Raw genomic sequence first — 26,970 nt, forward strand, 5'->3', positions numbered from 1 at the left:
TAAAGTTTTCTTTTTAACTAATAACCTTTAGGTTTTTACCCACTTTAATAAAAGCATTAACGGCTTTATCAATGTGCGCTTTAGTATGCGCAGCAGATAGTTGTACTCTAATTCTAGCTTTATCTTTTGGTACTACAGGGTAGAAGAAACCAATAACGTAAATCCCTTCATCTAAAAGTTGATTTGCCATATCTTGAGAAAGCTTAGCATCATAAAGCATAACTGGCACAATTGCTGCATCTGCCCCTACTAAATCGAAACCAGCAGCTTCCATTTTACTCCTAAAATATTTTGTATTTTCTTCTAACTTATCTCGAAGCGAAGTATCTTTTTCTAACATTTCAAACACTTTTAAAGAAGCACCAACTATAGCTGGAGCTAAAGAGTTTGAAAACAAATACGGACGCGAACGTTGGCGTAACATATCGATAATTTCTTTTTTACCCGTTGTAAAACCACCCATCGCGCCACCTAAAGCTTTACCAAGCGTACCTGTGATAATATCTACACGGCCTAATACATTTTTAAGCTCAATAGTACCACGACCCGTTTTACCAATAAAACCAGAGGCATGGCATTCATCAACCATAACTAAAGCATCATACTTATCGGCTAAATCACAAATTTTATCCAATTCTGCAACTACGCCATCCATAGAAAATACACCATCGGTTACAATAATTTTAAAACGATGATTTTGTTTATTAGCTTCAATAAGTTTAGCTTCTAAATCCGTCATGTCATTATTAGCATAACGATATCTTGCAGCCTTACATAAACGTACACCATCGATAATAGAAGCATGATTTAATGAATCGGAAATAATAGCATCTTCATGATTTAGAAGTGGTTCGAAAACCCCTCCATTGGCATCAAAAGCAGCAGCATATAGAATAGTATCTTCACAATGAAAAAACTCGGCTATTTTAGCTTCTAATTCTTTATGAATATCTTGAGTTCCACATATAAAACGCACTGAAGACATACCAAATCCGTGCGTATCCAAAGTATCTTTAGCTGCCTGAATCACGTCTTTATTGTTTGATAATCCTAAATAATTATTCGCACAAAAATTAATAACCTCATCGCCTGTTGATACTTTAATAACGGCATCTTGAGAACTTGTAATAATGCGCTCTTCTTTGTACAAACCTTCATTTTTAATGGCTTGTAACTCTTCTTGTAATTTGTCTTTTATGCCTCCGTACATCGCTTTATTTTTATGCTATTAATTTATTATTATAATATATTCTCAACTTTTCAATCATAACTTCCGTCATGTTTTCCAAGTTGTATTTTGGTTGCCAACCCCAATCTTTTTTGGCCTGAGTATCATCGATACTATTAGGCCATGAGTCTGCAATACCTTGTCTGAAATCGGGTTTATAAGTTATTTCAAAATTAGGAATTGTTTTTTTAATAACACCGAACACCTCTTGTGGCGCAAAACTCATTCCTGATAAGTTATAAGATGTTCTCACTGAAATTTCTTCGGCAGGCGCATCCATTAACTCTATAGTTGCTCTAATGGCATCGTCTATAAAAATCATTGGTAAATGAGTTGAAGCTTCTAAAAAACACTCGAAAGATTCATTTTTAACAGCCTTATGATAAATATCTACAGCATAATCTGTTGTACCTCCGCCTGGCATAGATTGATATCCAATAACTCCTGGATACCTTAAAGAACGGACATCTAAACCATATCTTTTATGATAATAATTCGCCCAGTTTTCACCAGCTACTTTACTCATACCATAAACAGTTGAAGGCGTTAAATTAGGATTTTGAGGTGTGTTATCTTTTTCTACATCTTCGCCAAAAACAGCTATGGAACTTGGGTAAAACACTTTATTAATACCGTGTAACCTTGAAACTTCTAAAACATTAAATAAAGATTTCATGTTAATATCCCAAGTATTTAAAGGGAACTTCTCACCATTAGCAGATAAAATAGCCACTAAATGAAATATTTGAGTGATCTTATATTTTAAGACTACACTTTTGAGCGCTTCGAAATCGGTAGCATCCAAAACCTCAAAATGTCCCATAAAATCTGGGTTTAATTTTAAATCTGAAGCGATAACATTATCCGCTCCATATTTTTTCTGTAATTCAACTGTTAATACGGTACCAAGTTGGCCACCTGCTCCAGTAATTAAAATCCTTTCGTGTTTCATAACTCAATGTATTACAGAACAAAATTACTAAAAACAACAATTAACCCATTAATTAATCTCTACATAAGCAATAAATAAGTATTTTTATCTTTTAAAAAAAAACAACACCATATTATTAACTAAATCAACTCCTTTTAATCTTTTTAAACAGTAAAATTATCTGCACAAATGGAAAAATTAGACGACGTAGACCTTCATATTTTAAGAATTTTACAAAAAGATTCTAAAAAAACAACTAAAGAAATTGCCAAAATACTCAATTTAACAGCCTCACCAGTTTACGAGCGTATTAGACGTTTAGAAAACAAAGGCTACATAAAAAAGTACGTTGCCTTACTTAACAAAACACATTTAAACAAAGCTGTAACAGCGGTGTGTATGGTTTCTCTTCGTTACCACAACGAAGGTTTTATAGAAAAGTTTGAAAGCCAAATTAAAGCTCTAAAAGAAGTACAAGAGTGTTACCATATGGCTGGAAAGGTTGATTTTTTCCTGAAGATAAATCTTGAAAGTCTTACTGATTATCATGAATTTGTTCGGCTTAAACTTTCTAAAATTGAAAACATTGGCGTACTAGAAAGTTATTTTGTTTTAAAAGAAATACACTCTACTACAGAGTTTTACATTTAAACTAATTTCAGAAAAAGATAAAGCCTCTGATTATCTCAAAGGCTCTACCAACAACTTAACTAAAAAATTAACTTCAAACTACTGATGTATAGTCAAAACTGGGTTGTTATGAAGTTTCTCTAAAGTTGAAATAACTCTAGATTTACACAACCCAATTTTTCGAAGTAGATCTGGTTTCTTGTCTACCACACACATAATGCTACTTAAATGAGAAATAGCATAAGTTTTTAAATTATCAGATTTTGCTGTAAACTCTAAGGCCACAGTTTTATCCGTTTGATTTTCTAAATGATTACATAGTAATTTAATATGTCTACTAGTTTCATCTGGCATGTCTTTCTCGTTTGTGAGAGCTAAGACAGTAATGATGAAATTGGTGTTTTTAAAGATTTCTAAAAAGCTATCAATTTCATTAGTTCTTACTTCTTCAGTAAAATATGACGCTATAGCTAAATTTATTTTTTTGTTCATGGAAGCATACGGTGGAACAATTAAAACGGGGCAGGTTCTAATTTTACCAACAATAGATTCTATGTTTTTACTAATTTTAGCATTGCCTTTTAGCACAATTAAATCGACATCGATACTTTCTATATGTTTTTCCATAGCCTTTACCAGACTTAAACCTTCGGAAATAACATGATACTCGTGCTTTTCATTATTTTTATTTACAGCGTACTCATCGAGTAAATCTCCCAAGTGTAGTAAAGATTCTTCTTTAGGTTTTTCAAACCATTCATCATCGGCCTGCAACATTTCAATAGCGCTTAAACCACCTGTTCCGTAATTATAAACATTAAGAAAGTAAAACGCACAGGCTTCATTTTTAAAGAGCTCTGTAATGTAATCTATAGCTTTATAGCTATTTGTAGAGAAATCTGTGGGAATTAAAATCTTTTTCATGTTTTCTAATTATTTAAGTTTATATCGCATTAACAATTTATAAATATGCGTTTCAAAAGCTGTACATTCCTGTAAAAGGAGTTTGTATTGTTCTCGCTTTTTTTCGTGCAATTTTGATCTTACTTCATTGTACTCTGTTTTACCGTATTCAAATTCAATTTTTAAATCTTGGCTATACTTGCAAAAAGTGGCCATAACCAAAACATTTTTTCGTCGGAGTGCTTTAATCAGATTTTCAACCGATGGACTTTTAATAAGCCGTTTTTCTAAAACACTAAAGCAATCTAATTTGTTATTAAACTGCTCGAGTGTATAGAGCCAAAGATTTAATTCTTTTAAATCTTTTTGAATGCAAAGTCGCCTTTGATTATCTATTCTATGTAATAAAATATGGTCCAAAAAATTATATAAATTAAGTACTATTACCCGTTTACAAAGTTAGTTTGGCTTGTATTACACTATATACCTCATCTTTCAATCTTCGATATTTATCAATATGGTAGAGGTAAGTTCTTCTATAACTTTCGTGTTCTGTTATGTACACCATATCGCATTGCATATCATCACACTCAATTAAATTAGAGCGTAATAGTACATACTTATTAAGTGCATTTAGCAAGATTTGGTTTTCTGCTTGCTTTTTAGAAAGCTTATTTAAAACTCCATCCTCTTCTACGGTTTGGCTTATTGCACTATATATACTAGTTAAATTATCCAATTCTTTTTGAATGTATTTAATATGGCTTATCCAATTATCGAGTTCTGTGGTGTTGATTTTATGTGTAATATCAACATCAGAATCATGGTCGTAAATTTCTAAATATTCTGTTTTCATTTTTAAAGATTTTTTAAATTACTAGATTTAAACCTTTAACGGTTTCTTCCTGATTTACATGGGCTATTTTTAAATGATGCCTTCCTCCCGGAAAATCCCAAATAATAGTATCGCCTTCAGCATACCCAATTAACGCTGCACCCATAGGCGCTAAAATTGAAACTTTATTCTTGTTTACATCCCTTTCGGTTGGAATCACCAATTGCAATGTTTTTTCTATGCCATTCTCAAAAATTAAAGTCGCCTTACTATTAAAGCGAATAATGTCGCTTGGCATTTTTTCATTATCCACTATTTGAGCTTCCTTTAACTCTTCACTTAGTTTTTGCAAAGACTTTTGAATTTCAAAATCTCCGGCATAACTAGACACATTAAGTATACGTTTTAAATACACGTATTCTCTTTTCTCTAATATTAGGCTTCCGTATTTCATTTTTATTCTGTTTTATCAATTCTATTTATGGAAATATCCCTCTTAACACATAAGCTTTCTCAATGCGTTCTATGGCAATACAGTAGGCGGCTGTGCGCATATCCATAGATTCTTTTATAGAATATTCATAAACTTTATTAAACGATTCTTTTAATTTTTTATCAAGTTTTGCAACCACCTCTTCTAACTGCCAAAGCTCGCCGTTTCGGTTTTGTAACCATTCAAAATAACTTCCAATAACACCACCCGAATTACATAAAATATCGGGTATTATGGTTACGCCATTTTCAACTAAAATTTGTTCACCTTCTACATTTATTGGTCCGTTTGCACCTTCGGCAATAAGGGTCGCTTTAATATCGTGCGCATTATCTTTTGTAATTTGATTACCCAATGCCGCAGGAATTAAAATATCGCAATCTATTCCAAAAAACGTATCATTCGAAGTATCATTAGCTATTGGGAAACCAACAATGCTCCCTGCGTTAGATTTTGTATAATTAAACAGGCTTTCAACGTCAATCCCTTTTTGGTTTTCAATGCTACCAAACGCATCTTGCACAGCAACAAGCACAGCGCCTTCTTTTTCTAAAAAATAAGATGCCCAGTACCCAACATTACCAAAACCCTGTACTATAAACTTTTTATTTTCTAGGTTGATTTTATTTTTATCGGCCCAAAACTTAATGGTTAAAAACACACCGTAACCCGTTGCGCGATCTCTGCCTTCCAAGCCACCGCTTCCTGCGGGCTTACCTGTTACTACGTGTAAATTAGCCGAACGTTCTGCTGGCGGACGCGTACTCATGTACGTATCTGAAATCCATGCCATCGTCTGGCTATTCGTGTTCACATCTGGGGCAGGAATATCGTGTTCTGGCCCAATATTATCGGCTAAAGCAAAGGTGAAACGTCTTGTAATACGTTCTAATTCTGAGGTAGAATATTTAGAAGGATCTATTTGAATACCTCCTTTACCTCCACCATAAGGCAAACCAGCCAAAGAGGTTTTCCACGTCATCCACATCGCCAATGCTCTTGCGGCATCAATATCAACTGTTGGATGATAACGCAAACCGCCTTTATAAGGTCCTAACGCATTATTATGCTGTACGCGATATCCAGTAAATATTTCTACTTCGCCATTATCCATCTTAACCGGAAAATGCACAATAATTTCGTTATTGGTTATGCTCAGTATTTTACGAATATTAGGATGTAAATTAATTATATCAGCAGCATGATTAAACTGATTCATGACGTTCTCCATCATGCCTTTTAACGGTTTCTTATGTGCTTTCTTATTTAATTCTGCTACTTCTACCATTACCTTCGATTTTTAATGAGATTAGGTACTATATTTTAATTTCGTTAGCCTCTATAGCTTTTTCTAAACTTATAGAAACGTTGGATACTGTATTAAAAAAACGTCGACCATCCTTACGCTTTACGCTAATTCTAGTATCACCTTCTTTAAGCGTTTCTACTTCTGTTACAACAACTTCTTCGCCTAAAGCGCTTTTATAATCTGCAACGCCATTTCTTTTAATGATGAAATTTGCACGCGGAAACTTAATGTGTTTGTATTTACTTGTTGAAGGATTTCCGATTTCAATAACATCGCCTACTTTTAAAGTTGCCGATGCATTTACATCATCTTGAGCATTGATGCTTAAACTTCCTAAAACTATAAAACTTGCTAATACATACTTTTTCATGGATACTTACTTTTAAAATTAAAACTATTTAAATTCTTTTTTTGGATATTCTGTTTTTATCAATTACTAACAACACCAACTTAAGCCAGCGTCATTAAAGATTTTTTACTTCTATTTTTATCTATTCGATTTGCTAATGAAAAACTCGGTTCTAAGACTTCTTCTTCGTACTCGCTACAAGACCAAACTTTATCCTTTTGAGACGTTAATACACATGTTTTACAATGCACACAACTCGGACAGATATTAAATTGATTGACACTCATTTCTATTACATTTAGTATTCTTAAACCATAAAAGGCAACGTTTGTGCCATTTGGAATTACGTAACACGTAGAAACACCAAAACCCTTTACGAATAAAGGGTTTTGGTGATATTTCAATAAAAGACTTATATTTTAAACTGGTACAAAATTACCCAGTTGGGAGAAAATGCCTCAGTAAAAAGGCGTTATTCTGATAGTTTTTGGCGAATAGTTTTTCTATCTATTTGAAGAATTTCTGCGGCCTTCGTTTTATTATTACCTGTGGCACGCAATACTTTTTCTATATATTTTTTTTCAATAACTTTTAGAGGTTCAAAATTGGCATCACTAAACTCCAAAGTGTATTTTAAATGCTCTGGCAAATGCGCCACATCTATAATTTTATCGCACATAATTACAGCGCGCTGCACAACGTTTTCTAACTCTCTAATATTCCCTGGCCAATTATAGCGGTTTAAAATAGCCAAAGCTTCGGGTGTTATTTTTATAAATCGATCTTTATATTCTACGCCATATTTAAACAGGAACTTATCCACCAAAACCGGAATATCCTCTTTGCGTTCTCGGAGTGGCGCTACATGTATTTCTACAACGGTTAATCTGTAAAACAAATCTTCTCGAAAGGTTTGTTTCTGGATCATGTCGCGCAAATCGCTATTGGTTGCCGCTATAATTCGAATATCAATTTTTTCGGGCTTTTGTGCACCAACTTTAATCACTTCCTTTTCTTGCAACACACGCAATAAACGCAATTGCACAGATAAAGGCGCATTACCTATTTCATCTAAAAAAATAGTACCACCATTTGCCGCCTGAAAAAAGCCATCTCTATTTGTATCGGCACCTGTAAAAGCACCCTTTACGTAACCAAACAATTCGGCTTCCAATAAATTTTCGGGTATAGCACCGCAGTTAACCACAATAAATGGCGCTCTAGCAAATTTACCTTGGTAATGTATCGCACGTGCTACAAGTTCTTTTCCTGTACCACTTTCTCCGTTAATAAATACAGTGGCTTTGTTATCTTTTATCCGTTCGATAATTTGAATAACACTCTGTATTTTTTCAGATTCTCCAATAATATCGCCGTAAGCTTTATTTTTTTCTTCGGAAGGTTTAATCGCTTTTTGATTGTTTTCATTAGAAATCGCCAACGATTTATTCACCGCATTTTGAAGTTCCTCTCTCGTGAATGGTTTCGTTAAATAATCGACCACACGTGATTTTATAAACGACAGCGAATCTTGAACCGAAGGATAACCTGTAACGACTAATTTTGGCAATTTAGGATAATGCTCGGAAACAAATTTGATGAGTTCTGCCCCATCAATTTCAGGCATTTTTAAATCTGTAATTAGTAAATCTATTTTAGTATCGCGCAAAATAGTAACCGCTTCTTTTACAGAAACCGCTTTGTAGGTATGATAATTCCATGACTGCAAATGCCTTTGCAAGAGCTCTAGAATATCAACATCATCGTCAACAATTAATATGTTTTCTTTACGTAATAGCATGCCTTAATTTTTTGGTAAAGTAATTGTAAATATAGCACCTTTACGTGTTCTATTTTCTGCTTTTATGATGCCTTTGTGAGATGCCACAATACCATGCACCACGCTTAACCCTAGACCAGAACCATCTTCCATAGGTTTTGTGGTAAAAAATGGTTGAAATACTTTTTCTAATGCTTCGGATGTAAAGCCAGAACCTTCATCTAGAATTTTTAGAATAATATCGGTTTCTGTTTGTAGAGCTTCCATGGTTACCAATCCATCTTTTGGAGAGAAGTAAATAGCATTCATCAATAAATTGAATATTATTTGAGTCAGTTGAATAGGATCTGCTTTTAACCACAGCGTTTCATCTTCAATCTTCACAACATATTTAACCTGTTCTTTTCTAAAAGAAGCATCGAGTAAATCGATAGCACTTTTAATAATAGGCACGAGATTAACACGTTTCATTTCTTGAGGCATTTCGCAAGCAAAAAACATTAATTTCTTTAAAACCTCTCTAGAAAAAATGGCATTATCAATAATTTTATTTAAATCGCCCGATATCTTTTTATCATCTTCAAAATCAGATTTCAGTAATTCGGCAAAGCCTAAAATATTGGCTAATGGTGTATTGAGTTCGTGAGCAATCCCTGCTGTTATTTCACCAAGAATTCCTAATCGATCCGCATGTTCCATACGTTTTTTTAAAGCGGCTTCACTGTTTTGAATTTCAATACGCTCCAACAAATCGCCAACTTTTAAAGCGACATTATCTAACAAGAGTTGTTCTTCATTTAAAAAATCGTCCACCTTAAAAGAATCTGCATTTAAACTACAAACAATATGACCTTTAACCACATTAAAAATTTTGATTTCAGATTGAATTGAAACCACATCTTCAGGGTCTGTTCCGGTATGTATCTCTAAACGATTCACTAGAATACGAATGCCTATTTTTTTAGGATATAAAAATGCTTTTTGCAGGCTTTTAGCAATAGCCTCTAAAGTGGCTTCAATATGTTCGGGATCGGCATTACTAATGCTCGACGACACCTCGTAAAGGCAGGTAAGCTCTTTAATACGTTCTTTTAATGCCTTATCGGTTACTTTGCTCATCGCTACTTTTTCTTTAGAAAACCTTTGTAATTCTTCTTATTTACAAACTTTATTTTAATCTATTAAAATACGAAATTTAAAACCTATTGTAAAATAATATCGACCTGAAATTTGCTTTAATTATTTCACTTTAATCAAAATTATTAAAATGAATTTTCAACTAAAAAACAAAACCTTAGCCACACTTTTAAACAAAAAAAAGACTGCTTTTTCAAGCAGTCTTTTCTTCATATTAAAAAATATTTTATAATACTCTTAGTTATAGTTTGAAGTGCTTACCTCAAAAGAAGAGTCTTTAGCAGCTAAATAACGCTCTGCATCTAAAGCAGCCATACATCCCGTACCTGCAGCTGTAACAGCTTGGCGGTATACGTGATCTGCAGCATCTCCACAAACAAATACGCCTTCAACATTTGTTAAAGCACGACCTGGTACATTTTTAATGTATCCTGTTTCGTCCATATCAATAAAGCCTTTAAAGATATCTGTATTTGGTTTATGCCCAATAGCTACAAAAAATCCTGTAGCAGGAATATCTTGAGTTTCTTTCGTTTTATTATTTGATACTCTTACTCCTGTAACAACTTGACCGTCACCTAAAACTTCTTCTGTTTCCGTATTGAATAAAATTTCAATATTTTCTGTGTTTTTAACACGAGTAGCCATTATTTTAGACGCTCTAAATTCGTCTCTACGCACTAACATGGTAACTTTTTTACAAAGTTTAGATAAATAGTGAGCTTCTTCACAAGCAGAATCTCCTGCTCCTACAATAACAACCTCATGGTTTCTATAGAAAAAGCCGTCGCAAACTGCACAAGCAGAAACACCACCACCTAGTTTTAAATATTTTTGTTCAGATTCTATACCTAGATATTTAGCAGAAGCTCCTGTTGAAATAATTACAGTATCACAGTGAATTTCTTTAGTATCATTTACCCAAACTTTATGTACATCACCAGAGAAATCAACTTTAGTAATCCAACCGTCGCGTACATCAGTTTCAAAACGTTCTGCTTGCTTTTGTAATTCCATCATCATTTGAGGTCCTGTAACACCTTCTGGATAACCTGGAAAATTCTCTACTTCATTGGTTGTAGTTAATTGTCCGCCTGGCTGTATTCCTTGATATAACACCGGATTCATGTTGGCTCTAGCCGCATAAATTGCTGCTGTATAACCTGCAGGTCCTGACCCTATAATTAAGCATTTTAACTTTTCAATTGTATCAGACATAATTGCTATTAAATTTTATTAAGACCAATTTAACTATGAAATTGGTATAACAAAAGTAGAATTTTTGATTGAATCCTTACATAGAAGTTATCAACAGTTTTTATAGTTCAATAGTTAGTCGCTATAAACCGGCTTTCATTGTTATTTATAAAAAGGCTATGGTAAACCTAATAGATTTTTAATTATTATCAACAATTAGCCCATTTAATAGCACATTAACCAACTCTAGTTTCTGCTTAAAATCACAATTAACAAAACAATAGCAATATTATTTTTGCCGGATTAAACCTTTTTCGTTATTTTATGTCTATTAACCACCACCTATACTAACTTTAATAATGAAACTGCACCTTTTAGATCGTAGTAACCTCACCAACAGTTCGTTTACCACTAAAATTAACGAATATCCTTATTTTTTAAAAATATGGCATTACCATCCCGAGCTGGAGCTTGTGGTGGTTTTAAAGAGTGAAGGCACCTGCTTTATTGGCGATAGTGTAGAAAAGTTTGGTATTGGCGATGTGGTACTTATTGGTAAAAACTTGCCGCACATGTGGTTGAACGACGACGGGTATTTCGAGCAAACCTCGGAACAAACAGCCAAAGCCATTGCTATTCATTTTAAAGAAAACTATTTAGGACCTAAGTTTTTCGAAACGCCCGAAATGATTCATATTTTAGAATTATTTAAACGTGCTAGCTACGGACTCAAGTTTTTAAATGTTAACAAAAAACTGATTAACAGTATTAAAAGCATGCTAGAACTGGAAGGTTTTGAAAAAACCATGGCCTTTTTACATATTCTACACGCTCTAGCTAAGCATACCGACACTAAAAAATTATCGAGCCAAGGCTTTATAAACTCCTTTAATTCCTCTAAAAGTGATACCCAAGATAATGTGCAAGCTTATATTTTTAAAAATTTCAACTTAGATATTTCACTTAATAAAGCTGCCGAAATTGCACATATGAATCCTTCGGCCTTTAGCCGCTACTTTAAGCGTGTTAACAAAAAAACGTTTTCTAGATACGTTACCGAAATCCGCATTGGCTATGCTTGTAAGCTGCTCTTAGAGAACAGATTCAACATTTCAAAAATATGTTACGAGTCTGGTTTTAATAACATTTCTAACTTTAATAGGCAGTTTAAAATCGTGATGAATTACACACCCTCAGAGTATTTGGAGAAGCACAAAACAAAGCACGATTAATTGCATTTTTTAAGTAAAGAATCAATACAAGGCAAAAAAAGTATCACACACGATCAAAAATTAGGCAGACTGGTATACTATTTCCTTCTAATTTTGTCCTGCGCTGTAAAACGGTTTTAAAACTTCATTTTAAACCATTTTAGAAGCCCAAGTCATTTAAATTAGAAATTTTATGAAAGTAGGTTTATTTATTCCTTGTTACATCAATCAACTCTATCCGCAAGTTGGTAAAGCAACTTTAGAACTTTTAGAAAAACTAAAGGTTGATGTTGCCTATCCGTCGGGACAAACCTGTTGCGGACAACCCATGGCCAATTCGGGTTACGAGTACGAATCGGTTGGTGCTTGCAATAATTTTGTAGATAATTTTAAAGACTTCGATTACATTGTTACGCCTTCTGGAAGTTGTGCTTATCATGTAAAAAAGCATTACAACATTATTCCTCAAACCGACGAGGTTACTAAGGTTAGAAACAATGTTTACGAGTTGTGCGACTTCATATTAAATATTTTAAAAGTTAAAGATTTAGGCGCATCATTCCCCTTTAAGGTTGGTGTACATAAAAGCTGCCACGGTTTACGAGGCCTACGTTTAGGTTCTTGCTCGGAAGTGGTAGGACCGCGTTTTTCTTACATTGAAGAATTACTACAAGAAGTAAAAGGCGTAGAATTAATGCCTGTAAAACGAAGTGATGAATGTTGCGGATTTGGTGGCACATTTGCCGTTACCGAAGAAGCCATTTCCGTTAAAATGGGGAAAGATAAAATTAAAGATCATTTAGAAAGTGGTGTTGAAGTTATGACGGCCACCGACACCTCCTGTTTAATGCATTTAGAAGGTTTGGTTAACCGAAACCAACAGCCTTTAAAAATCTTGCATATTGCCGAAATTTTAAACAGTAGTCTTTAATTTTAACCGCCAACAGGTGTTGTAAAACAAAACATTATGAGTCATCCAAAACTAGCTAGCATATTTAATAAAGACGAAAAAAAAGTCGATTGGCATGATAAAGCCTTGTGGTTTGTGCGCCATAAACGCGACAAATCTGTACACCATGTGCAAGGTTGGGAAGAACTGAGAAATTTAGGGCATGGCATTAAAGCGCACATGCTTTCTAATCTCGATATTTACTTACGTGAGTTTGAAGCCAATGCCAACAAAAACGGTGTAGAAGTACACTGGGCAGCCAATGCCGAAGAGCACAACCAAATAGTACATAAAATTTTAAAAGATAACAACGCTAAAAAAGTTGTAAAAAGTAAGTCGATGCTCACTGAAGAATGCCATTTAAATCCACATTTGGAAGCCGATGGTATAGAAGTTATCGATACCGATTTAGGTGAACGCATTGTGCAATTGGCCAAAGAGCCACCTAGTCACATTGTATTGCCAGCCATACATAAAAACAAACATGAGGTAGACGAGTTGTTTCAAGAACATTTAGGCACTAAACCTTGTGATGGCGATCCGCAATATTTAACTGGAGAAGCGAGAAAACATTTAAGACAAAAATTTATTGAAGCCGATGCTGCAATTACCGGTGTAAATTTCGCCATTGCAGAAACTGGAGGCTTTGTAGTTTGTACCAACGAAGGTAATGCCGATATGGGCGCACATTTAGCGCCTGTACATATTGCCTGCATGGGTGTCGAGAAAATAATACCAAAGCAAGAACATTTAGGTGTGTTTTTACGCTTATTGGCAAGGTCGGCTACTGGACAACCGGTAACTACCTACTCATCGCATTTTAAAAAACCTAGCGATGGTAGAAAAATGCACATTGTAATTGTAGACAACGGCAGATCGGAGCAATTAAGTCGTCCGGATTTTAGAGCCTCTTTACACTGTATTCGTTGTGGTGCTTGTATGAATACTTGTCCAATTTACAGACGTAGTGGTGGCCACAGTTACGATGCTACAATACCAGGACCAATTGGTTCTATACTATCGCCTGGTAAAGATTTAACAAAACACAGCAGCTTACCCTTTGCCTCTACCCTTTGCGGATCTTGTTCGGATGTGTGTCCGGTGAAAATAGACATCCATGCGCAACTTTATAAATGGCGACAAATTATTACTAAAGAAACGCCACAGCCTTTTATAAAAAAGAAGTCTATGCAAGTTATGGGAAGCATTTTTGCCAAACCTAAACAATTTGAAAAGGTTGGAAAAATTGCGCGTTGGAGTTTAAGAACCTTACCAAAAGCGGTAATAAATTCTAAACCCAATGCCTGGGGAAAAGCCCGTGATTTACCAACAGGTCCAAAAGAAAGTTTTGATGATTGGTACAAAAAAAGAGAAGAAAATAAAGGTAAAAACAACTAAGCTATGAGCAGTAGAGATAAAATATTAAGCCGAATAGAAGCTAATAAACCAGACGCTCTAGCGTTACCAAATATCGATTTATCGCTTTTTGATGAAGGTTTAGACTTAGTACAGGAGTTTACCAAGAAAGCTGAAGTTGTTGGTGCTAACGTTATCGATATGGTGTCTAACGATGTTGTTACGCAGGTTGAAAACTTGTTTCCGGATGCTAAAATTAAATATTCGGCTATAGAGAACACCAGTGCTTTTAACACTATAGATTTAGCAAACATTGAAAAACCACAAGATTTAGAAGATTTAGATATTTTAATTCTTGAAAGTGAATTGGCTGTAGCCGAAAACGGATCGGTTTGGGTAACCGATAAGCAATTACCTATGCGTGTTTTACCCTTTATTACAAAACACCTTGTTATTGTAACCAGTAAAGACAATATTGTGTCTTATATGCACCAAGCGTACCACAAAATAAATGCTGGCAATGCTAACGATTTTGGAGTATTTATTGCTGGCCCGTCTAAAACAGCCGATATCGAACAATCGCTTGTTATTGGCGCACATGGCGCTTTAAGTTTAACTTTATTATTGAAATAAAATAAAAAAGCTCAAAAGAAAATATCTTTTGAGCTTTTTAAATATATCTTTTACCAAGTTACTATCTTGGTTTGTAAATAGCGCCTGTTGCAAAATCTACTATTACGCTAGGTGCAAAAATGATAATATCGGCTACTAAAGCCACAACTCTTATTTGGCGTTGTTGTTCGCCTCCAGCTGGTTTTCTTTTTTGAGATGCCGTTACAGGGCCTCCAAATAGAGTGGCACAACTAGACATCATAATCGCTACTAATACTAAAGCTACTGCATTTTTCATTTTCTTCATCGTGAGAATTATTAGAGTGTTAAACAAACAATTTAAGCAATATTTACTTAAAAGCAAATTTTTAAAACATGAGCTTTAATTAGCTTGTACTTTAATAGAAAACTAAATACCTACTCTAAACCAATTTCATCGATCATTACATCGGTTTTTGGCTTGTTCTTCTCCCACGTTTTCTCTAAATATTTGTACAGTAAATAGGTGCTTAAAAGTCCAAAAGGAAGCATCATAATACCTAACAACGTGTCGTTAACACCATCTATAGCGCCTGGAGCTACAAGTTCTGCTATTATGCCTAAAGCGAACGCAAAAACGACTATACCTGCGTAATATACTACTATGCCTAAAATTGCAAAGCCCCATTGGCTTTTATTGTAGACTTCTGCCAATTTGTAAAAATACTTTCCTATCCAATACAGTAATACTAATCCTAACATGTTTTTCGGTTTTAATTGATTTGGTTAATGGTTTTAATATTTTAACAATTTAGGTAAAATATTTATAATGGGGTTTGGGGCTGAAAAAGTTGGTGATTTTATACAGTGTTACCTTTAGTTTTTTTCAGACGAATTCTATTTCTTTAATTTCAGAAAACTCAAATGCTTTTAAAGAACTTTTCTCAATAATTTCCTTTAAGTCTTGACTTAAGTAGGTTTTAAACCCATATTTGCTTGGTAATCTAAATATTAATTCATTATTTAATTTTTCTTTAAAGAAAGAATATTTTGAAATTCCATTCAGCCAACCTTCTTCTTTATCTAGCCAATCAAATATTGAGTTTTGGTCATTAAGAGCATCTTCAATTATGTTGGTACAGTGATATCCAATATAATTATCATTTGGCGAGTTAAAAGGCAAAAATTCACCATATTCATTTAATATATTTCTCAGTAATTCATAAGCCTTTTTACTTAAAATATATAGAGGTGATGTTGCTACACAAATATCAAAATTCCTTTTTCCATTATCCACATAATCAATATCAATTATTTTCCAATCATTTAATATTGATTTGCCTTTAAAATCCATAGCATAACCTCTTAATTCAATTTTATCAGACCAAATCCAATCAAATCCTTCTGCTGCTTTTAAGGTGTAAAATTTCATTTTTTTTCAAATTAAAGGTAACGGTTTTGTGTATGGTTAGTTGCGTATAAAAAGACACTAACTTTTCGGATTAACACAGAGCCAAATTTTTATATTTTATTTTTAATTTTTCTCATTTTAATAGCCAAATTAAAAATTTGGCGGACTTTATAAAATATATACAAACCTTTAGATTTAGTACTTATTAGCTATGTTTTATACACCGTGTTGGCAACAGTTTATTAAGTGAAATATGTTAAAATTTCCTTCGCATTTTCAGTTATTTCCTTTCCCAGGTTTTGATTCCCTGCAATTGATTTTAGGATATTAAGATATTCATTTCGTTTGGAGTTTGTTTTATCATTCATTAATCTATGTAATAAATGAATGGTATATTCAGTTGGTTTTCTATTAAGAGAATCTACTAAAATATCTTCATACCCTTTCTTATAATGCTGTTCGATAAAACTTCCTAAAGGTCCTGGACCACCAAAATCAATGTTTGGACTTTTTTCAATTAGTTTTAAAATTGGCTCAACAAAATCATGATTGTTTTCGTGTTCTTCAATTTCATCTGTTAAATCATAAGCTTCGTCAATAAAATCATATTTATCACCACTTTTATGAGCTTTTAAAATCAAATCCTCCAGTTTATCTAGAATTTCTTCTTTTGTCATTATGTCTTTTTTCCAATAATTGTTGATTCTTCTATATACAAACAACTAAAATTAAATTCCCTCAATCTTGTTGCCGTTTCATCAGAACACATCAGCCAAGTGTGTCTCCAATTTGATTTTCCTTTATTTTCTCTGTAAACCACATAAAAGTCAGTTTTTTCAGGTTTTGGATTTCGTACATCAATATATTGGTCAGAATATAAATGAACAATGTCTGCTTCTTTTTCAGGTAGCCATTTTGCCTTTTTGGCTCTTAGTTTTCCCGATTTAAGTTTTTTTTCTAAAGGGTTTTCGTGCCAGATTAATTCATTGTATTTTAAACCACTAAATTTTTCTATTAATAATTCGGCAATATTTCTATGCGTAAATATTCCTTCTTGTAACGAAGAGCTTTCTCCATAACAACCAATAAAATCGCCAACTTTTGAGCCAACAACTCCATAAGCACTTTCGTGTGACCACATCACTTGCGTTTTATCATTTTCAGTTGGTATTTCCAAATTTTCCTTCCCTTTCCAAGTAACTCCAATTGTCACATATGAATAGTCATCTCCAACTACTGATTTTACTTGGATTTGATTTGCTGTAATTGAATTCATATTGTTCTTTGTATCGATGTTTTTTCAGCTTGTTGCCAACGGTCTCGTAACAAAATAGCACTAAGCTTTGATTAAGCACCTAATTTAGCATTATTTTTATGCATTGTTGGCAACAGTTTTTTCTTTTCCGTTTCCACTTTTATTCAACCATTTTAAGCTCAATTTTATTCCGATTAATAGACTGATTCCAGCAAAAAATAAATTAGCACTTTCTCCGTCAAATTGTTGATTAAAAATTCCAACAAATAAAGTATTAATAAATCCCGAACTTATAAACCAAAAAGCCATAAAATGAAAAAAGTTTAAACTCTTTGAGAATTTAAAAGTTATAGGATTTTCATTCCAATTCGGTCTTTTAAACTTAAACCCAAGTAAACTCAAAAACTTGGTGATTAATAGAAGAAATGCAACAAAGAATAAAAAAATCAGAATAATAATTCCGATATAAAAGTCATTTTTAAATTCCGTTTTTCCGCTAAAATCAACAAGCGTTAATGATAAAATACAAAGAATCAAAATCACTAAACTTTTTATTTTTCCGATTTTATTCCAATTTTTCATTCTTTGGGTGTGATTGGTAATTGTTGCCAACGTCTCGGCTATGGTTAGTACGGGAATTAAAATTACTGAATTTCCGAATAAGCACTTAGCCAAAACTTTTTATTTTGTTTATCTTTTTTGTTCTAAAGCCAAATCAAAAGATTTGGCGGACTTGGTTTTAAACACTAATCTTTGTGTTAAGAACTAAAACCCGTATTAATTATAGCCATTGTTGGGCAATCGTGCTTGTTTTATCTCCATCTTAGTACCGTTGGATGATTTCTTAATGAGCGAATAAATGTTCTTAAATTCTCTTTACTTACTTCAATTTCACCTTTGTCAATTTTTTCGCAAAACTTTATTGTTTCATCTGGATTAAATCCAGCTTTGTGATAGTCAGAAATTAAGAATACCCAATGAGATTCTCTATCTCTTATTCTTGGTTCTACTCCATGTTCATGTAAATCAACTGTCTCTCCGTTTATTATCGCATAACCATTTAGCCTTTCGTTTTCACTTACTATTGTCCCATCTGTCAATATTCCAACATTATGAGATTCCCCACCAATATCTGATTCAATTTTGAAAGGTGGAAGTAATTCTGAATGAATCAAGAAAAATTCATTTTGTGGTTCCGTATTTTTTGAAACCCACATTGTCGATATTTTAATTTCCCAATTAAAAGCTGAGATTAACCAATTTCCAGTTGGTAACTGCCTAATACGCTCAACATAAAAATCTCCTGCTGATTTTTTATACCAAAATTTTCTTAAAAAATCAGCTCTACCAAGTTCTTTCATCAACTTAGTTTGAGTTTGTACATCTTTTATTTCATGAATACCATCGTCATGAGCTGGTATTGACTTTCTAATAATATGGTCAAAAGGGATAAGATTTTTTTCAAAGCATTCATTCCATTCATTAACTTCTAGAGGAATTTCTTCTTCTTTTTTTTCTTCAGTAGGTTCTTTATTTTGCGTTTCTTTTAAGAATTCTTCAATATGCTCATGAACCAATTCTAAATTAAAAGTTGGATTTAGTTCTGTTTTATTATCATTTATAAATTTAAGAATGTCTTTTTTATCACCAATTTTTAAGCCTAATCTATTTAAATCTAAAAAACCTAGTTGATTAAAATTAATTTCGGGTAGTAGAATTGGAATCACATTTGTTTTTTCAAGAGAAGCCCAAGCAGCACCAACTTCATTCAAACAGATTTCACTTTTTTTGTAATTATCTGAAATGAACAGTAAGGCAAGAGAAGCTAATTGAATTTCGGTTTTCAATCTATCAGGAATATATTCTCCACTTCTAATTCCGTGTCCTTCCATACTGGTGCAGAAAATTCTACTTGCAGGAATGTCTAATCCAAGTCTTAAAATATGTTTAACAAAAGATTCGACTAACAGAATATCTTTTGAAGAGTGGCTTATAAAAATTTTTATTTTATCCATCAAATTTTAACGGTATTGTGTTTTTTCGCATGTTGCCCAACTAAGGGATATGAATAGTCATCATAAACTAAAACACATATCCCTCCTAATTGACCTCTAATTTAATACATCGATTTTACATAACATTACGGGTTTCCGTAAAAGCAAAAATTTATTTCTCTCGCTTCAGTTTTACCCATTGCATTATTTGCCAAGTAAATCCCCAAATTACGAGTATGAGTATTGTGCTATTTACAATGATATGCCATACAAAGTTAGAGGTGTTAAGTTGTAATTGGTTTTCGGTTGCGTATTTATCTTGTAGTTTGCTATGGTGCCAGACATAAATAGAATCGTTTTTGGGAAGATAAAATGGTGTGGCATCGTAGATTTTATAAAAGTGGTTAAAATCGGCTGCCTCTTGTTTAGATACTATCATATTATTTTTAGGAGAAATAACCGTAACTATATCTTTAAAGTTGTTGTAGTGCAGGTGGTAGCCATAAAACGAACTGCTTCCCGTATTATGAGTTCCAGTTTCTATTACCTCTACGGAATCTACTTTTACTTTCTGTTTTACAAACTCTGTTTTATGTTTTAAGTACAGAAATTTATCTTTTACAGAAAAAAAGGCAAATGGTGAATACATAAATAAAAACAGAAATAGGAATACTAAAACAACGTTTAGTATTTTATTTATGCCACTTTTAGGCTTGTTGACTCCCATGTATTTTCAATTCTTTTAAGCTTAATTAAAAACGGAATTAATAATGCTAACTCTAAACGAAACGTTATGTTGAAACCGTTTTGAAAAAAGGGCAAAACAATCATTGAAATTAAGCATAAAACGATGCCGATTATAGCATCTATTTTTCCAATTTTTATGGCATAATCTTTTTCAAACCAAAGCGAGAATGCTGTAAAACCTTTTAAAACACCTATGGAAACTACCATTAAACCAAACAGCGAGAAGGGTTCGTTTGTTTCAAATCCATAAAACGCCAAATTTGGTTTTATATCTGTGAAGCCTAACATTAAACACACAACAGCCATAAACCCGAATAACATAAAAATCCAACAGAATACTTTAATCCACCATGGCAGTAGTTTTCTTCTTCGTTCTGTAATAGTTTCGAATTCCTCGAATGCACTTTCGTTTAAATTGCTTTCTACTTCTTTCAATTTCAAATCTGTTTAAATTACCTACAACTAAAATATAACAAACATACCAACCGAACTAAAAACAGATTGATAAAGTTGTAGATTTTTTTAATCTTGTTTTATTCTCAATTATAAAATTAAATTGAACACGTAACCCGAGATGATAATGCATAATGTTACCACTCCAAAAAATATAGCAATGAGTTTAAGCGTCATAACTTTTTTTAAAAGCATGGCTTCTGGTAACGACAGGCCAACAACACCCATCATGAAAGCAATTGCGGTTCCTAAGGGAATGCCCTTTGCTACCAATACCTGCACCACCGGAAGTATGCCCGATGCGTTTGAGTACATAGGCACTGCCAAAATGGTTGCAATAGGTACAGCAAACAGATTGTCTTTATCCATATATTTTTCGAAAAACCCTTCTGGAATATAGCCGTGCATGAGCCCGCCAATGGCGATACCTGCCAGCACATAAGGGATGATGCCTTTTATAATTTTAAGAACTTCGGCCCAAATAATTGGTAAGCGTTGTTTAAAGGTTTGTTTTTCTGCCTGAAACACATCTTGATCTCTTTGTGCATGTGCTAAAACATCTTTCACCCATGGTGTTAAATAAGGTTCTAGTTTTAATTTTTGAAGTATAACGCCAGATATTGTACCTAAAAGCACACCACTAATTACGTAGATTATAGTTGTTTTTACACCAAACAAGCCCATAAAGAGACCAATGGCAACCTCATTAACCAAAGGTGAGGTTATTAAAAATGCAAAGGTGACACCTAAAGGAATTCCGCCACGCACAAAACCAATAAATAAAGGTACTGATGAGCAGGAACAAAACGGTGTTACAACTCCAAAAAGGCTAGCCATAAGATATTCTAAACCAAATAATTTATTTCTGGAGAGATAGTTTTTAACCTTATCTATAGGGAAGTAACTATTTACGATTCCCATAAAAAAGATAACTACAAAGAGTAGAATTAAAATCTTTATAGTGTCGTAAATAAAGAAGTTTAAGGCTTCTGCTATATGTTGTTCTTTATTTAAATTTAGAAGGTTGTAAACAAACCAATCGGCTATATTTTGTACCCAGTTAAACATGTGCTTTAGCACTAACAGTACCAGAAATGGAGCACGATAATTTTACTGTGTTGTAGATGGTGCCGAACTTTTCGATGTTCTTTTTAAGTAAATCTGTATTCAGTTTTTTATCGTTGGTATAGATGGTTACATTGTAAATAAGATGTTCCATCCTTGGCGGATTTTCAAGTCGGGTGGCATTAACTTCAATGGTGGCTTTTGTATAAGAGAACTTCATCATGCCCGAAAAACGTTCTACATTTTTTAATACGCAAGATGCGAAAGCCCCCAAGAATAATTCAGCAGGATTTGGTAAGGTTTCGGCCGTTTTTGGCGTTGTACCGAAATCTATATCAGATTGTTTGATATGAATAACAGCATCTTGATTTGAAACAGACGATGCTTTAATATGATATTCCATAACCGTTTGGTGTATTAATTAAATAGCGCTAGCACTTCGTCTTTTGAAGGTACGCGCCCTTTTATTGTCACCACATTATCGATTACCAATGCTGGCGTTGTCATGACATCAAATTTCATAATTTCAATAATATCCTCAACTTTTTCGATAGTTGCCTCAATGTTGTTTTCTGAAACGACCTCTCGAACAACGGTTGTCATTGTTTTACATTTTGGACATCCGGTGCCTAATATTTTAATTGTAGTCATAATATTCGGGTTTCTTATACCAAAGATAAGCACCCAAAATATTTAAAAAGGTGATTTATGTTACACTAAAATTGAATTGTTTTGTGTATTGTTTATGTACTACACGACGTATTACTGAAGTAAATTTAGAAGAAAAAACCTGTTTATTCCCACTTTTTAATTAATTGAAGTACACCGCTTTTAATTCCTGCATAAAATGCTTCATTTTTAAATTCGGGTATCATTTTTTCATCAATGATTTCTTTACAAATTTGGTCGGTTAAAATCAGCTCGGTTCCAGTTCCTGTTGCAATCCCAATTTCTCTACAAGGCTTGCATAATACTATGGTAAGTCCGTTGTTTTTTTCAGCCGTTCCAACGCCCCAACTTTGTCCTAAATTGGTTGCATATTTTTGAATGTTTTGATAAGGTTTTATACTGTCGATGGTGACCACCACAACTTGCCTTGTTGTTTCCATATCATAATCATAAAGGATTTTCGATAATTCTGCCCGTTGAGATTCTGTAAACACCTGTCCGTAATCATTTATTATACCTATCGGTTTTGGAAACGCACTATTTTCTATTCCCAAATATTCATATTTCGGCGTCAATTTTCCAGTTTCGGTATCTTGAGCATTTCCTTTGCAAGAGCATACATTTAAAGCCAAGAAAATCAATACTATTTTTGTACTTATTTTCATTTTATGCAATACTGACGTTAGTAACTTTAATTTGGTTTTCTCTTTTTTCATGGCTTGAAAGTAAAGTTAATATATTAATTTTCTGGAAACCACCATCCATTTTGTTGTTTCCTGTATTCCTTTCCATTATCATCTAAAATTGTTATTTCGCAAACGTATGGATTTTCAATAAACTGTTTGTCGTGAGAACACACTCTGCTTAAAGCTAAATCAAATTCAATTATCATTTTTGCCGATTTTACATACTCCATGGAAGAACCACTATTTTCAACTAATTTTGGAAATGATTTGTTCCAATAACCAATAGATTTTAGAATTTTCAATGTGAGCAATTCTTTTGGATACGATTTATCATTCAAAATATCTACGTCAAGTCGGTTTAGTTTTGTTTTTCGCATTTCTTTAAGTAAAAGCCCCAAGAAATAATCTGTTTCTATAAAATTCATCAAACTCACAAATGAATGTCCAAAATTATGAGAAACGCTTTTCAAGGTTTTACGACTAGCCATTTTTTTGTGCTGTTTAATAAATTGTATCCACCTAATATATAATAATCATATTACACATCCCAAAAAAACAATTCAAAAATAAAAAGACCATTGCAGCCCAACTCTACCCTTCCAAACTATTTAAATGATTAGCCAAAGCGACACCCATACTAAAACAACCTTGTAATAAATAACCACCAGTGGGCGCATACCAATCTAGCATTTCGCCAATGGCGTAGGTGTTTTTTATTTTTTTACATTGAAAATTGGCGTCAACTTCATCTAAAGCGATACCGCCTAAAGACGAAATAGCTTCATCTAAAGGACCTGCCAAGGTAATAACCACCGGAACGGCTTTAATAGTTTGCACCAACACATCGGGATTTGAAAAGGTGTGTTTATCTGTAAATTGTTTTAACAAACCAATAGCTGTTCTATCGAGATTTAAATCATTTTTAAGAATATCGGTAACTTTAGAACGTCGTGCATTTTTATACTTACTACGTATTTGATTAACCGTCATTTTAGGTTTTAAATCTAAGTAGATAATCACTTCTTTTTCTGTAAGTAACCGATCTTGTATTTTTTGACTAAGCGCATAAATAGCGTTGCCTTCCAACCCGAATTTAGATATTACCAACTCACCTTTTGCTAATACATTATTAAAAGTAAGTGCTATATTTTTTAAAGGTTTCCCTTCGTGAATGTTTATAAAATCGGTTTGCCAATTAACACCAAAAGCACAATTTGCAGCTCTAAAAGGCAGAACATTTATATGGCGTTTTTCAAACTTAGATTTCCATGAACCTGTGGAACCTGTAACTTTCCAACTTGCACCTCCTAATGCAAAAACTACAATATCTGAAGTTACTGCAGCTTCATTCTCAAAAGTTAAATCGCCTTGCGTATTCCAGCCCGTCCATTTTGTATTAAATTTAAATTGAACGCCATGTGCTGCAACATAATCTACAATGGTTTTAAGCACTTCTATGGGCTTTACGCCTTGCTTTGGAAACACACGATTACTAGAGCCTACAAAGGTTGAAATACCGAGTTGATTGAGCCAATTTATAAAATCTTGATTATTAAACTCACGGATAATGGGCGCCATAAATCCACTAGGGTGATATTGCTGTATTAGCGCATCTTCCGAAGTACTAAACGTGAGGTTTAAACCACCTTCTCCAGCTACAAGGAACTTACGTCCGGCCGTTTTTTTCTTTTCGTAAATAGTTACGCTATATTTTGCAGTATCTATTTGTGCCGCAAGCATAAGTGCTGCTGGACCTCCGCCAATAATGGATACCTGTTTCATCTAAAAAAAATAAAAGGTTTTAAATGAAATGCCCCGTTTGGGAATATGGTGTTATGCTGTGTCATATTTCGAAAATCTCAAACTGAAAGCCGAAACTTAAGCATATAAATTGACTCTTAAAAATTTAGATAGTTGAATCATGTATTAATTTCAGATTTAGCGATAATTATTCATGTGTAGTTCTCTCCAAATTCATAAAAAAAGCAAAGCTCAAAAACAATGATGCTTTTGAGCTTTTACAATATTATTTTTATGCTTCCGTGCAAACGAAAACAAAGACATCTACTATATTCTACAACTGAAATATTTTTTCCATAAGCATCCACTTCTCGCCTTCTTTGGCCATTGGTAGTGCTTGTTGGTAGTTCCACATTAATGTTTCCCATTCTTGAACTTTAGGATTATTAGCATCCATAGCGTTCTTCTGTTCGAATGAAAAACTATCGTTTACCACCATAATCATGAATAAACGATTTCCTACTAAATAAATTTCTAAATCTTCTATACCAGAATCTTTAATACTCTTTATAATTTCTGGCCACACCTTTTGATGGGCCACTTTATAATCTTCTATTAATTTAGCATCATCTACTAAATCTAAAGCGAAACAATGTTTTTTCATATTATAATTTTTCAACTCAATTTAAGCAACAGTTCCTTCGTGGTTCTTAAAAACATGCATACCATACCAAGCGATGTAAACAAAGCATACTAGAGGTAATATAAACGAGAAATTAACCTCGGCAACACCCATAATTGTAGTATCGGCAACACCGCTTCCGCCGGCATCGATAATCATACCTTGTAACATTGGTAATAAGGCACCACCAACAATGGCCATTACTAATCCTGCAGAACCTACTTTAGATTGCTCTTCGGTTAAATCGTTTAATGCAATACCATAAATAGTTGGGAACATTAAAGACATACAAAATGAAATACCTACTACACAATACAAGCCAAAAATGCCTTCTACAAATATAGCGCCTGCAACACATGCCATAGCTAAAAGTGCAAACATCATTAATAATTTTCCTGGACTCATAACACGCAACATGGCTGTACCTACAATTCTACCTACTGTAAATAAAACAAAGGCGATAAATTGATAAGCAAATACATCTATTTTCTCGTAACCAGGAACATCGGCATTCGATAAATCGATAGCTTCGGCGTATTGGTAAATGTACGTCCACGTCATAATTTGTGCACCAACATATAATATTTGTGCTACAACACCCAAAACATATTTACTGTTAGACCCTAATTTTTTAAAGGTTTGCCCTAAACTTGGCATAACACCTTCTTCTTTAGACTGTGGCATTTTGCTCACTAAAAACAACACAAATACAGCCGTAATTACTAAACCTAAAACAACGTAAGGATCGCGAATAACTGCTAAATCGGCTACTTTTATCATGGCTCTTTTAGCTTCGTCTAATGCGCTAAAATCTGCAATATCATCAGATTGAAGTTTATCGTAAACAAAATATTTTGCCACTAGCAAACCTGCTATTAAACCTACTGGGTTTACCGATTGTGCTAAATTTAAACGTTGGGTTGCTGTTTCTTTAGCTCCCATTGCTAAAATATATGGATTGGCAGCCGTTTCTAAAAAGGCTAAACCAAATGTTAATACATATAAACCTAAACAGAAAAACCAAAATTGCTCTGTAATAGCCGCTGGATAAAACAATAATGCACCACCAGCATATAAACCTAAACCTATTAAAACTCCAACTTTATACGAGTACTTACGCATAAACATAGCTGCAGGTAAGGCCATACAGAAGTAACCACCGTAAAAAGCCATTTGTACCCAAGAGGCTTGTGTGTTGGTTAATTCTAATACTTTTTTAAAGGCATTTACCATGGGATCGGTAACGGCATTTGCAAATCCCCAAAGGGCAAACAATGACGTTACAAGTATAAATGGAATAAGTACTTTTTTTGATACTACAGGTATTTTTGGTGTGGTATTCATATAAATTAGTTAGGATAGCTTATTA

Annotated in this window: 33 protein-coding genes; 5 read left to right on the top strand and 28 right to left on the bottom strand. The window is 33.5% G+C overall.

Annotated elements, in window-relative coordinates; translation table 11 throughout:
- Positions 1–13: 13 nt before the first annotated feature.
- Together kbl and DFQ06_RS07020 are read right to left on the bottom strand one after the other, a co-directional pair.
- Positions 14–1,210: a glycine C-acetyltransferase gene (gene kbl / locus DFQ06_RS07015; RefSeq protein WP_133966832.1), complete on the bottom strand. Its 1,197-nt coding sequence runs from the start codon at positions 1,208–1,210 to the stop codon at positions 14–16.
- A 10-nt stretch (positions 1,211–1,220) separates the two neighbouring features.
- Positions 1,221–2,180, bottom strand: a complete 960-nt coding sequence (locus tag DFQ06_RS07020; protein ID WP_133966834.1) for an NAD-dependent epimerase/dehydratase family protein — start codon at positions 2,178–2,180, stop codon at positions 1,221–1,223.
- A gap of 168 nt (positions 2,181–2,348) precedes the next feature.
- On the opposite strand from DFQ06_RS07020, the gene DFQ06_RS07025 reads away from it, so the two are divergent.
- Positions 2,349–2,810: an Lrp/AsnC family transcriptional regulator gene (locus tag DFQ06_RS07025; RefSeq protein ID WP_042497467.1), complete on the top strand. Its 462-nt coding sequence runs from the start codon at positions 2,349–2,351 to the stop codon at positions 2,808–2,810.
- A gap of 78 nt (positions 2,811–2,888) precedes the next feature.
- Here DFQ06_RS07025 and DFQ06_RS07030 read toward each other — a convergent pair whose 3' ends face one another.
- The 9 genes from DFQ06_RS07030 to trxB all read right to left on the bottom strand — a co-directional run bounded on the left by DFQ06_RS07030 (position 2,889) and on the right by trxB (position 10,813).
- Positions 2,889–3,713 carry a universal stress protein gene (locus DFQ06_RS07030; protein ID WP_133966836.1) on the bottom strand — a complete coding sequence of 275 codons (825 nt, stop codon included), beginning with the start codon at positions 3,711–3,713 and terminating at the stop codon, positions 2,889–2,891.
- A gap of 430 nt (positions 3,714–4,143) precedes the next feature.
- On the bottom strand, positions 4,144–4,548 hold the full coding sequence (locus tag DFQ06_RS07035; protein WP_042497459.1) for a hypothetical protein: 405 nt from the start codon (positions 4,546–4,548) through the stop codon (positions 4,144–4,146).
- Between the two features lie 13 nt (positions 4,549–4,561).
- Positions 4,562–4,981 (bottom strand): GreA/GreB family elongation factor, encoded by a 420-nt coding sequence (locus DFQ06_RS07040; protein ID WP_133966838.1) that lies wholly within the window; start codon positions 4,979–4,981, stop codon positions 4,562–4,564.
- 25 nt (positions 4,982–5,006) lie between these two features.
- Positions 5,007–6,308, bottom strand: coding sequence for a Glu/Leu/Phe/Val family dehydrogenase (locus DFQ06_RS07045; RefSeq protein WP_133966840.1), 1,302 nt, complete (start codon positions 6,306–6,308; stop codon positions 5,007–5,009).
- Between the two features lie 28 nt (positions 6,309–6,336).
- The gene (locus tag DFQ06_RS07050) at positions 6,337–6,699 is read right to left on the bottom strand and encodes a hypothetical protein (protein ID WP_074939135.1); all 363 of its coding nucleotides are present in this window, start codon (positions 6,697–6,699) and stop codon (positions 6,337–6,339) included.
- 80 nt (positions 6,700–6,779) lie between these two features.
- On the bottom strand, positions 6,780–7,082 hold the full coding sequence (locus DFQ06_RS07055; protein WP_074939133.1) for a hypothetical protein: 303 nt from the start codon (positions 7,080–7,082) through the stop codon (positions 6,780–6,782).
- A gap of 68 nt (positions 7,083–7,150) precedes the next feature.
- Positions 7,151–8,479 (bottom strand): sigma-54-dependent transcriptional regulator, encoded by a 1,329-nt coding sequence (locus DFQ06_RS07060; RefSeq protein WP_133966842.1) that lies wholly within the window; start codon positions 8,477–8,479, stop codon positions 7,151–7,153.
- A gap of 3 nt (positions 8,480–8,482) precedes the next feature.
- Entirely contained in the window at positions 8,483–9,577 is a 1,095-nt protein-coding gene (locus DFQ06_RS07065) for a sensor histidine kinase (RefSeq protein WP_133966844.1), read from the bottom strand.
- Positions 9,578–9,832: 255 nt separating this feature from the next.
- Entirely contained in the window at positions 9,833–10,813 is a 981-nt protein-coding gene (gene trxB / locus DFQ06_RS07070; protein ID WP_074939123.1) for a thioredoxin-disulfide reductase, read from the bottom strand.
- 338 nt (positions 10,814–11,151) lie between these two features.
- Between trxB and DFQ06_RS07075 the strand changes: the two genes are divergently transcribed.
- From DFQ06_RS07075 to DFQ06_RS07090, 4 genes are all read left to right on the top strand, one after another.
- Positions 11,152–12,024: an AraC family transcriptional regulator gene (locus tag DFQ06_RS07075; protein ID WP_042502974.1), complete on the top strand. Its 873-nt coding sequence runs from the start codon at positions 11,152–11,154 to the stop codon at positions 12,022–12,024.
- 172 nt (positions 12,025–12,196) lie between these two features.
- Positions 12,197–12,934, top strand: coding sequence for a (Fe-S)-binding protein (locus DFQ06_RS07080; RefSeq protein ID WP_042502976.1), 738 nt, complete (start codon positions 12,197–12,199; stop codon positions 12,932–12,934).
- A gap of 36 nt (positions 12,935–12,970) precedes the next feature.
- A complete protein-coding gene (locus DFQ06_RS07085) occupies positions 12,971–14,350 on the top strand; it encodes a lactate utilization protein B (protein WP_074939120.1) in 1,380 nt (459 codons plus the stop codon).
- 3 nt (positions 14,351–14,353) lie between these two features.
- The gene (locus DFQ06_RS07090; protein ID WP_133966846.1) at positions 14,354–14,941 is read left to right on the top strand and encodes a LutC/YkgG family protein; all 588 of its coding nucleotides are present in this window, start codon (positions 14,354–14,356) and stop codon (positions 14,939–14,941) included.
- Positions 14,942–15,002: 61 nt separating this feature from the next.
- On the opposite strand, the gene DFQ06_RS07095 is transcribed toward DFQ06_RS07090, so the two are convergent.
- From DFQ06_RS07095 to fucP, 17 genes are all read right to left on the bottom strand, one after another.
- Positions 15,003–15,218, bottom strand: coding sequence for a hypothetical protein (locus DFQ06_RS07095; RefSeq protein ID WP_159140070.1), 216 nt, complete (start codon positions 15,216–15,218; stop codon positions 15,003–15,005).
- A 119-nt stretch (positions 15,219–15,337) separates the two neighbouring features.
- A complete protein-coding gene (locus DFQ06_RS07100; protein ID WP_133966850.1) occupies positions 15,338–15,661 on the bottom strand; it encodes a hypothetical protein in 324 nt (107 codons plus the stop codon).
- A 124-nt stretch (positions 15,662–15,785) separates the two neighbouring features.
- The gene (locus DFQ06_RS07105; RefSeq protein WP_133966852.1) at positions 15,786–16,331 is read right to left on the bottom strand and encodes an imm11 family protein; all 546 of its coding nucleotides are present in this window, start codon (positions 16,329–16,331) and stop codon (positions 15,786–15,788) included.
- A 221-nt stretch (positions 16,332–16,552) separates the two neighbouring features.
- Positions 16,553–16,987 carry a hypothetical protein gene (locus DFQ06_RS07110; protein WP_133966854.1) on the bottom strand — a complete coding sequence of 145 codons (435 nt, stop codon included), beginning with the start codon at positions 16,985–16,987 and terminating at the stop codon, positions 16,553–16,555.
- Complete coding sequence (locus DFQ06_RS07115) at positions 16,987–17,586, bottom strand: hypothetical protein (protein WP_194235715.1); 600 nt, start codon at positions 17,584–17,586, stop codon at positions 16,987–16,989. The genes DFQ06_RS07110 and DFQ06_RS07115 overlap by 1 nt, the downstream gene beginning before the upstream one ends.
- A gap of 96 nt (positions 17,587–17,682) precedes the next feature.
- Positions 17,683–18,147, bottom strand: a complete 465-nt coding sequence (locus tag DFQ06_RS07120) for a hypothetical protein (protein ID WP_133966856.1) — start codon at positions 18,145–18,147, stop codon at positions 17,683–17,685.
- A gap of 230 nt (positions 18,148–18,377) precedes the next feature.
- Positions 18,378–19,580: a toll/interleukin-1 receptor domain-containing protein gene (locus DFQ06_RS07125; RefSeq protein WP_133966858.1), complete on the bottom strand. Its 1,203-nt coding sequence runs from the start codon at positions 19,578–19,580 to the stop codon at positions 18,378–18,380.
- A gap of 151 nt (positions 19,581–19,731) precedes the next feature.
- Entirely contained in the window at positions 19,732–20,286 is a 555-nt protein-coding gene (locus tag DFQ06_RS07130) for a hypothetical protein (RefSeq protein WP_133966860.1), read from the bottom strand.
- Positions 20,256–20,741 (bottom strand): hypothetical protein, encoded by a 486-nt coding sequence (locus DFQ06_RS07135; protein ID WP_133966863.1) that lies wholly within the window; start codon positions 20,739–20,741, stop codon positions 20,256–20,258. Before DFQ06_RS07135 ends, DFQ06_RS07130 begins: the two co-directional genes overlap by 31 nt.
- Before the next feature lie 108 nt (positions 20,742–20,849).
- Positions 20,850–21,827, bottom strand: coding sequence for a permease (locus DFQ06_RS07140; protein WP_133966865.1), 978 nt, complete (start codon positions 21,825–21,827; stop codon positions 20,850–20,852).
- A complete protein-coding gene (locus DFQ06_RS07145) occupies positions 21,820–22,227 on the bottom strand; it encodes an OsmC family protein (RefSeq protein WP_133966867.1) in 408 nt (135 codons plus the stop codon). Before DFQ06_RS07145 ends, DFQ06_RS07140 begins: the two co-directional genes overlap by 8 nt.
- A gap of 14 nt (positions 22,228–22,241) precedes the next feature.
- Positions 22,242–22,475, bottom strand: a complete 234-nt coding sequence (locus tag DFQ06_RS07150) for a thioredoxin family protein (protein WP_133966868.1) — start codon at positions 22,473–22,475, stop codon at positions 22,242–22,244.
- A 143-nt stretch (positions 22,476–22,618) separates the two neighbouring features.
- On the bottom strand, positions 22,619–23,209 hold the full coding sequence (locus DFQ06_RS07155; RefSeq protein WP_235833506.1) for a TPM domain-containing protein: 591 nt from the start codon (positions 23,207–23,209) through the stop codon (positions 22,619–22,621).
- A 23-nt stretch (positions 23,210–23,232) separates the two neighbouring features.
- Positions 23,233–23,667, bottom strand: coding sequence for a hypothetical protein (locus DFQ06_RS07160; RefSeq protein WP_133966870.1), 435 nt, complete (start codon positions 23,665–23,667; stop codon positions 23,233–23,235).
- Between the two features lie 103 nt (positions 23,668–23,770).
- A complete protein-coding gene (locus DFQ06_RS07165; protein ID WP_133966872.1) occupies positions 23,771–24,961 on the bottom strand; it encodes a BaiN/RdsA family NAD(P)/FAD-dependent oxidoreductase in 1,191 nt (396 codons plus the stop codon).
- Positions 24,962–25,253: 292 nt separating this feature from the next.
- Entirely contained in the window at positions 25,254–25,583 is a 330-nt protein-coding gene (locus DFQ06_RS07170) for an L-rhamnose mutarotase (protein ID WP_042502991.1), read from the bottom strand.
- A gap of 21 nt (positions 25,584–25,604) precedes the next feature.
- Entirely contained in the window at positions 25,605–26,945 is a 1,341-nt protein-coding gene (gene fucP, locus DFQ06_RS07175; protein ID WP_133966874.1) for an L-fucose:H+ symporter permease, read from the bottom strand.
- Between the last annotated feature and the right edge of the window lie 25 nt (positions 26,946–26,970).

The sequence above is a fragment of the Algibacter lectus genome, assembly GCF_004368925.1.
Taxonomy (GTDB): Bacteria; Bacteroidota; Bacteroidia; order Flavobacteriales; family Flavobacteriaceae; genus Algibacter; species Algibacter lectus.